Raw genomic sequence first — 6,812 nt, forward strand, 5'->3', positions numbered from 1 at the left:
GCTAGCGCGCGTCGAGGACCCCGCGGCCATGTCCCGGCCGGGGGTTCCGAAATCGCTGCTGCCTGAGCACGGGACCAGCATACCCAGCGGCCGCACGGCCGCGCCGATGGCGGTGGGCACGCGAGACGGCGAGGGCCCGGCCGACCACGTGGGTCGGCCGGGCCCCGGCGCGCAGGCGCGCTCGTCCTACTCGCAGCGCAGGCCGTCCTCCGGCACCGTGCTGTCGAGGAAGAAGCCGTCGACGGCGCTGTCGACGCAGCGGTTGCCCTTGTTGTATCCGGTGTGCCCTTCCCCCACGCGGGTGATGAGCACCCCGCCCTCGAGCTGCTCGGCCAGCGACACCGACCAGTCATACGGCGTCGCCGGGTCGTTGGTGGTGCCCACGACGAGGATCGGCCCCGCACCGGGCGCGGTGATCTCGCCGCGGGTGCCGGTGGGCGGATAGGGCCAGACGGCGCACGGATCCGCGCCCTCCCAGTACGGCGCGATCGTCGGAGCCTTCTCCGCGATCAGCGCCTTCGCGGCCGCCTCGGCCTGCGGGTCGTCCTCCACCGGGTAGTCCATGCAGTTGTAGGCCCGGAACGCCTCCGACGAGTTGTCCTCGTACTCGCCGTTCTGGGTCCGGCCGTTGTAGAAGTCCGCGAGGAAGAACGCGGTGCTCGGATCCCCTTCGAGTGCACCGCTGAGAGCGTCCGTGAGGTAGGACCAGCTGTCCTGCGAGTAGAGGGCGGAGATGATCGCGGTCATCAGGGCGTCGGCGCCCAGCATCCGGCCGTCGCCGTTCTGCAGCGGCACCCGGTCCACGCTCGCCAGGAGCGCGCCGAGATCCGCCATCGCCTCGTCCACGGTGCCGTTGAACGCGCAGTCGTTCCCGGACAGGCAGTCGGCCATGTAGGCCCGCAGCGCAGACTCGAAGCCGAGCGCCTGCGTGGTGCTGACGTCCAGGCCCGAGACGGCCGGGTCGATCGCCCCGTCCAGCACCAGGTGGCCGACGCGCTCCGGGTACAGGTTCGCGTAGGTGGCCCCGAGGAAGGTGCCGTAGGAGTAGCCGAGATAGTTCAGCTTCTTGTCGCCGAGCACCGCGCGCAGCAGGTCCATGTCGCGCGCGGAGTTGATCGTCGTGATGTACGGCAGGATCCCGCCGCTGTTGGCCTCGCACGCCTGTGCGAAACGGGCGTTGGCCTCGTCGAGCTCCGCCGTCCACTCGTCGGAGCCGCGCACGCCCTCGGGGATCGCGTAGAGGTACTCGTCCATCTCCGCGGCGTCGAAGCAGCGCACGGCCGTCGACTGGCCCACGCCGCGCGGGTCGAAGCCGATGACGTCGTACGCCGCGATGACGTCCGGTCCCACGGCGTAGTCGATGCTCTCCGAGATGAAGTCGAGGCCGCTCGCGCCGGGACCGCCGGGGTTCGTCAGAAGGGAACCGGCCGGCGTGCCCTCCGCGCGGTGGCGCACCACCGCGAGGTCGATCTCCCCGGCCTGCGGGGCGGACCAGTCCAGCGGAGCCGTGACGGTCGTGCACTCCATCCCGGACGAGCACGGCTTCCAGTCGAGCTTCTGCGCGTAGAAGGGCATCAGCTCCTCGGACACGCCGCTCGTGTCCGGCTCCGTGGTGCGCTCCGGCAGCGGCGACGAGGACGTCCCCGGCGGGATCATCGCGTACAGGCATCCGGAGAGGGCGACGGAGGCGACGGCGAGGCCCGCCAGGACGGTCGCGAGGCGGCGGATCCGCCGGGTCGATCGGTTCTTCACGGTTTCCTCCCGCTCGTCACGGTGACGAGCAAGCTCTCGAGGGCGAGGGTCGGAGCGACGTTGCGCTCCAGCGACTCCCTGGTCTCCGCCAGGTGGTCGAGCACGTCCAGCGTACGCGTGGCCGGCCAGGCGTCCGCGAGCGCGGCGAGCTGATCGCTCAGCTCGCGGTTGATCAGGTCGTCGGTGCGACCGAACTGCAGCAGCACGACGTCGCGGAACAGCGACTGCAGGTCCGTGAGCACGCGGTCGATGCCGTCGCGAAGGCTCCGGGTCGCACGTTTGCGCTGCTCGTCCTCGAGCGCGGAGACCTGCGCCCGCAGCGCCGGCGGAACGGCCTGGCCCTCGGCGATCCCGACCGTCCGCAGCAGCGACTCACGCTCCGCGGCGTCCCGCTCGGCGGTGAGGGCCTTGGCGTCCTCCGTCGCCGCCTGGACGATGCGCCCAGCCACCTCCACGGCGTCGCCGACGCCGCGCACGCCGAGGACCGCGCGCATGGTGTCGTCACGGCGGATCCGCGCGGCCTCGTCGGTGGCCAGGCGCTGAGCCATCCCGATGTGCCGCTGCGCATGCCGCGCCGCCTGCTCGGCGATCTCCGGGGAGACGCCCGTGCGGTGGACGATCAGCCGGGCGACGTCGTCGACCTCCGGCTCCCGCAGGCGCAACGGCCGCACGCGCGAGCGGATCGTGGGAAGCAGATCCGCCTCGCTCGGAGCGCACAGGATCCACACCGTCCGCTCCGGCGGCTCCTCGAGCGCCTTCAGCAGGACGTTCGAGGTCCTCTCCACCATCCGGTCCGCGTCCTCGACGACGATGACGCGGTAACGTCCCGACGAGGGGGCGAAGTAGGAACGCTCGACGAGCGCGCGCGCCTCGGCGATCGTGATGATCACCTTGTCGGTGCGCAGGGCCGTGACGTCCGGATGCGTGCGCGCGAGGACCTGGCGCATGGTCGCCTCGTCGTCCGGCCCCTCGGCGATGAGAGCCGCGGCGAAGGCGTAGGCGAGCGTGGAGCGCCCCGACCCGGGCGGGCCGGTGATGAGCCACGCGTGCGCGAGGGCCTCCGGATCCGCCGCGGCCGCGCGCAGCGCCCGCACCGCCTCCTCCTGCCCCCAGACGTCCGTCCACGGAAAGGGGGCAGTGACGGGGTCGGGCATGGATTCAGCCTAGCCGCGCCTCCCGACACTCCCTTTCCCCCCGCCCCTCTCCTCCCCCTCACCTCCGGGTTTGGGGTCCGCAGTGGTCGTTCGGGGCTCGTCGTGGGGCCCATTCCTCCCGGAACGCGCCCCGACTCCGGACGGGGAAGGGATCAGGCGCCGAGTTCGTCGACCCGTGCCGCCACGCGGGCGGCGATCGTTTGCGGGTCGTCGGTCGCATCCAGCACGAGGAACCGCTCGGGCTCCGCATCCGCGAGGGCGAGGAAGGCCGCGCGGACCCGTCCGTGGAACTCCTCCTGCTCCGCCTCCAGGCGGTCGAACGGCTTGTCGTCGGCGTCCAGGCGTGCCCGGGCGACGACGGGATCGAGGTCGAGGAGCACGGTGAGGTCGGGAAGCGCGCCCTCCGCGCCCCAGAGCGACAGTCCGCGGACCTCGTCGCCGTCGAGGACGCGGCCGGCCCCCTGGTAGGCGACCGAGGAGTCCAGATAGCGATCCTGGATCACGACCTCGCCCCGGTCCAGGGCGGGACGAACGACGGTGGCGACGTGGTGCGCCCGGTCGGCGGCGTAGAGGAGTGCCTCGGCGCGGGGAGCGATGTCGCCGCGGTGGTGGAGCACGATGTCGCGGATGAGGACGCCGACCTCCGATCCCCCGGGCTCCCGGGTACGCACGACCGTGCGTCCCTGCTCCCGGAGACGATCGGCGAGCAGCGTCGCCTGCGTCGTCTTGCCCGAGCCGTCACCGCCCTCGAACGTGATCCAGAGCCCGCGCCCTGGGGTCATGAATCCGCCTTCTTCTTCGCGTTCGCCGCGCGGGTCGCCGCCGCCTTCTTCGCGGCCGCCGACCGCGCCGCCGACACCTCCGCCGCGGACTTCTTGGCGGGCGCCTTCGCGGCGGACTTCTTCGCGGGAGCCTTCTTGGCCGGTGCCTTCTTCGTCGCCGCCGCACGGCCACGCTTGGGAGCAGGTCCCTTCGCGCGCTTGTCGGCGAGCATCTGCACGGCGATCTCGAAGGTGATGTCGCTGGGCTGCTGGCCGCGCGGGATCGTGACGTTGGTCTCGCCGTCGGTCACGTACGGGCCGAAGCGTCCGTCGCGGATCCGGATCGGCTTGCCGCTGACCGGATCCGCCTCGAACTCGGCGAGCGCGCTCGACGCACGCCGCGCGCCGTACTTCGGCTGGGCGTAGAGCTCCAACGCCTGCTCCAGCGTGATGTCGAAGATCTGCTGCTCCGACTCCAGGGAGCGGGAGTCCGTGCCTTTCTTCAGGTACGGGCCGAACCGTCCGTTCTGCGCGGTGATCTCCTCGTTCGTCGCGGGGTCCACGCCGACGACGCGGGGAAGGCTGAGCAGCTTCAGCGCCGTCTCCAGGTCGATCGTGTCGACCGACATCGAACGCAGGAGCGAGGCGGTGCGCGGCTTCGGCGCGGCCTCCTTCTTCTTCGTCGACTTCTTCGCCGGCGCCGCGGCGGGCAGGATCTCGCCGGTGGCCTCGTCGACCTGCTCCTCGGGCTCCGGGTCGTTCTCCTGGACGTAGGGACCGAACCGGCCGTCCTTGACGACGATGACCTTGCCGTTCTCGGGGTTCTCCCCGAGGACCCGATCGCCCGCGACCGGTGCGTCGATGAGCTCCTGCGCCTTCTGCGCGGTGAGCTCGTCCGGGGCGAGGTCCTCCGGGACGTTGACGATGCGCGGCTTGGCGTCGGGGTTCGCCGGGTCGACGACCTCCAGGTAGGGGCCGTACTTGCCGAAGCGGAGGGTGGCGGTGTCGGTGATCCGCGTCGCGTTGAGGGCGCGTGCGTCGATCTCCCCGAGGTTGTCGACGATCTGCCGGAGCCCGACGTGGGCGTCGGAGCCGAAGTAGAACGAGCGCAGCCACTCGACGCGCTTCTGCTCGCCCCGGGCGATGGCGTCGAGATCGTCTTCCAGGGAGGCGGTGAAGTCGTAGTCGATCAGATCCGAGAAGTGCTGCTCCATGAGCCGCACGACGCTGAACGCCAGCCACGTCGGCACGAGCGCCTGGCCCCGCTTGGTGGCGTACCCGCGATCGATGACGGTGCCGATGATGCTGGCGAACGTCGAGGGGCGGCCGATGCCGTGCTCCTCCAGCGCCTTCACCAGCGAGGCCTCGGTGTAGCGGGGCTTCGGCGTGGTCCGGTGGGACTTGGCCTGCGCGTCCGAGACGGCGAGCTCGTCGCCCACGGCGACGGCAGGGAGGGACTGGTTCTCCGCGTTCGCGTCATCGCCGCGCTTCTCGTCGCGGCCCTCCTCGTACGCCTCCAGGAAGCCCTTGAAGGTGTACACGGTTCCCGACGCGGTGAACTCCGCGGACTGGCCGGCCGCGTCCACCGCGAGGGTGACCGTGGTCGTCTCGTACTTCGCGTCCGCCATCTGGCTGGCGACCGTGCGCTTCCAGATGAGGTCGTAGAGCCGCTGCTCCTCGCGGTCGAGCTGGCTCGCCAGCGAGGCGGGCGTGCGGAAGTGCTCCCCCGACGGGCGGATCGCCTCGTGCGCCTCCTGCGCGTTCTTGCTCTTCGACTTGTAGACGCGCGGCTTGAGCGGCACGGACGCATCTCCGTAGAGCGCGACCGCCTGCTCGCGGGCCGCCTGGACGGCCTGGCTGCTCAGCGCGGTCGAGTCCGTACGCATATAGGTGATGTACCCCTTCTCGTACAGCCGCTGGGCGACGCTCATCGCCTGCTTCGCGGTCATCGAGAGCTTGCGCCCCGCCTCCTGCTGCATCGTGGAGGTGGTGAACGGGGCATAGGGGCTGCGCGTGCCGGGCTTCGCCTCGACCTTGGTGACGGTGCCGGATCCGGCGTCCTCGATCGCGGCGGCGAGCGCCTGCGCCCGCGCCTCGTCGAGGACGACGACGGCCTTCTTGAGCTTCCCGGAGTCGTCGAAGTCGGTCCCCCGGGCGAGCTGCCCGCCGTCGACGCGCACCAGTCGGACGCGGAACCCGGTACCGGCCCCCGCGGCGGCCTGGGCGTCGACGTCCCAGTACTCGACGGAGATGAAGGCCATCCGCTCGCGCTCGCGGTCCACGATCATGCGAGTGGCCGCGGACTGCACGCGCCCGGCGGACAACCCGGACTTCACCTTGTACCAGAGCACCGGGGACACATCCCAGCCGTAGAGGCGGTCGAGGATGCGGCGGGTCTCCTGGGCGTCGACCAGGGCGAGGTCGAGCTCGCGCGTGTTTCCCACGGCCGCCTGGATCGCGTCCTTGGTGATCTCGTGGAACACCATGCGCTTGACCGGCACCTTGGGCTTGAGCGTCTCCAGGAGGTGCCAGGCGATGGCCTCGCCCTCGCGGTCCTCATCGGTCGCGAGCAGGAGCTCGTCGGCGTCCTTGAGCGCGCGCTTGAGCTCGGCGACCGTCTTCGTCTTGCGGTCGCTGACGACGTAGTACGGGTCGAAGTCGTTCTCGACGTCGATCGAGTACTTCCCGTACGCCTGCTTGTCGGAGGCGGGGATGTCCTTCTTGTCCGCGAGGTCGCGGATGTGCCCGACCGAACTGAGCACCTCGTAGCCGTCGCCGAGGTAACCCTGGATCGAGCGCATCTTCGTCGGGGACTCGACGATGACGAGCTTCTTGCCTTGCGCCACGGGTGCGTCCTTTCTTCGAAGCACACCATACACACCGCCCTGAGGAGGTCGTCCTCATGCGGTTCATCCGCCGCCCGCAGCGGCCTCGGGTGGGCCTGCTCGGGATCGGGCGGCGGCGGTGATACCAGCGTACGCCGCGAAAACCTGCACGGTCGCCACGCCCGGGCCGTCGTCGAGACGGCACCACTCCAGGGTCGCTCCCGATGCGGCGGCCACCCGCTCCGCGACCGCGCAGGGGTCGGCGGCGAGCGGAACAGCGCCGGAGACGACGTCGGCTGCGGCGAGCGCCGCGGCGTCCG

At 71.1% G+C, this 6,812-nt stretch carries 4 protein-coding genes and 1 pseudogene; all 5 read right to left on the minus strand.

All coding sequences use genetic code 11. From position 1 onward, the window contains the following. Positions 1-186: 186 nt before the first annotated feature. Positions 187-1,752, minus strand: a complete 1,566-nt coding sequence (locus MR1_RS18060; protein WP_067250348.1) for an alpha/beta hydrolase — start codon at positions 1,750-1,752, stop codon at positions 187-189. Beyond that, on the minus strand, positions 1,749-2,906 hold the full coding sequence (locus tag MR1_RS18065; protein WP_067250351.1) for a DNA polymerase III subunit delta': 1,158 nt from the start codon (positions 2,904-2,906) through the stop codon (positions 1,749-1,751). Before MR1_RS18065 ends, MR1_RS18060 begins: the two co-directional genes overlap by 4 nt. A gap of 152 nt (positions 2,907-3,058) precedes the next feature. After that, positions 3,059-3,688, minus strand: a complete 630-nt coding sequence (tmk, locus tag MR1_RS18070) for a dTMP kinase (RefSeq protein ID WP_067250355.1) — start codon at positions 3,686-3,688, stop codon at positions 3,059-3,061. Then, a complete protein-coding gene (topA, locus tag MR1_RS18075) occupies positions 3,685-6,513 on the minus strand; it encodes a type I DNA topoisomerase (protein WP_084344901.1) in 2,829 nt (942 codons plus the stop codon). The genes tmk and topA overlap by 4 nt, the downstream gene beginning before the upstream one ends. 63 nt (positions 6,514-6,576) lie before the next feature. After that, positions 6,577-6,812: pseudogene (locus MR1_RS20460) on the minus strand (Rv3654c family TadE-like protein); the annotation flags it as partial.

The sequence above is a fragment of the Microbacterium resistens NBRC 103078 genome (genome assembly GCF_001552355.1).
In the GTDB taxonomy this organism is placed as follows: Bacteria; Actinomycetota; Actinomycetes; order Actinomycetales; family Microbacteriaceae; genus Microbacterium; species Microbacterium resistens.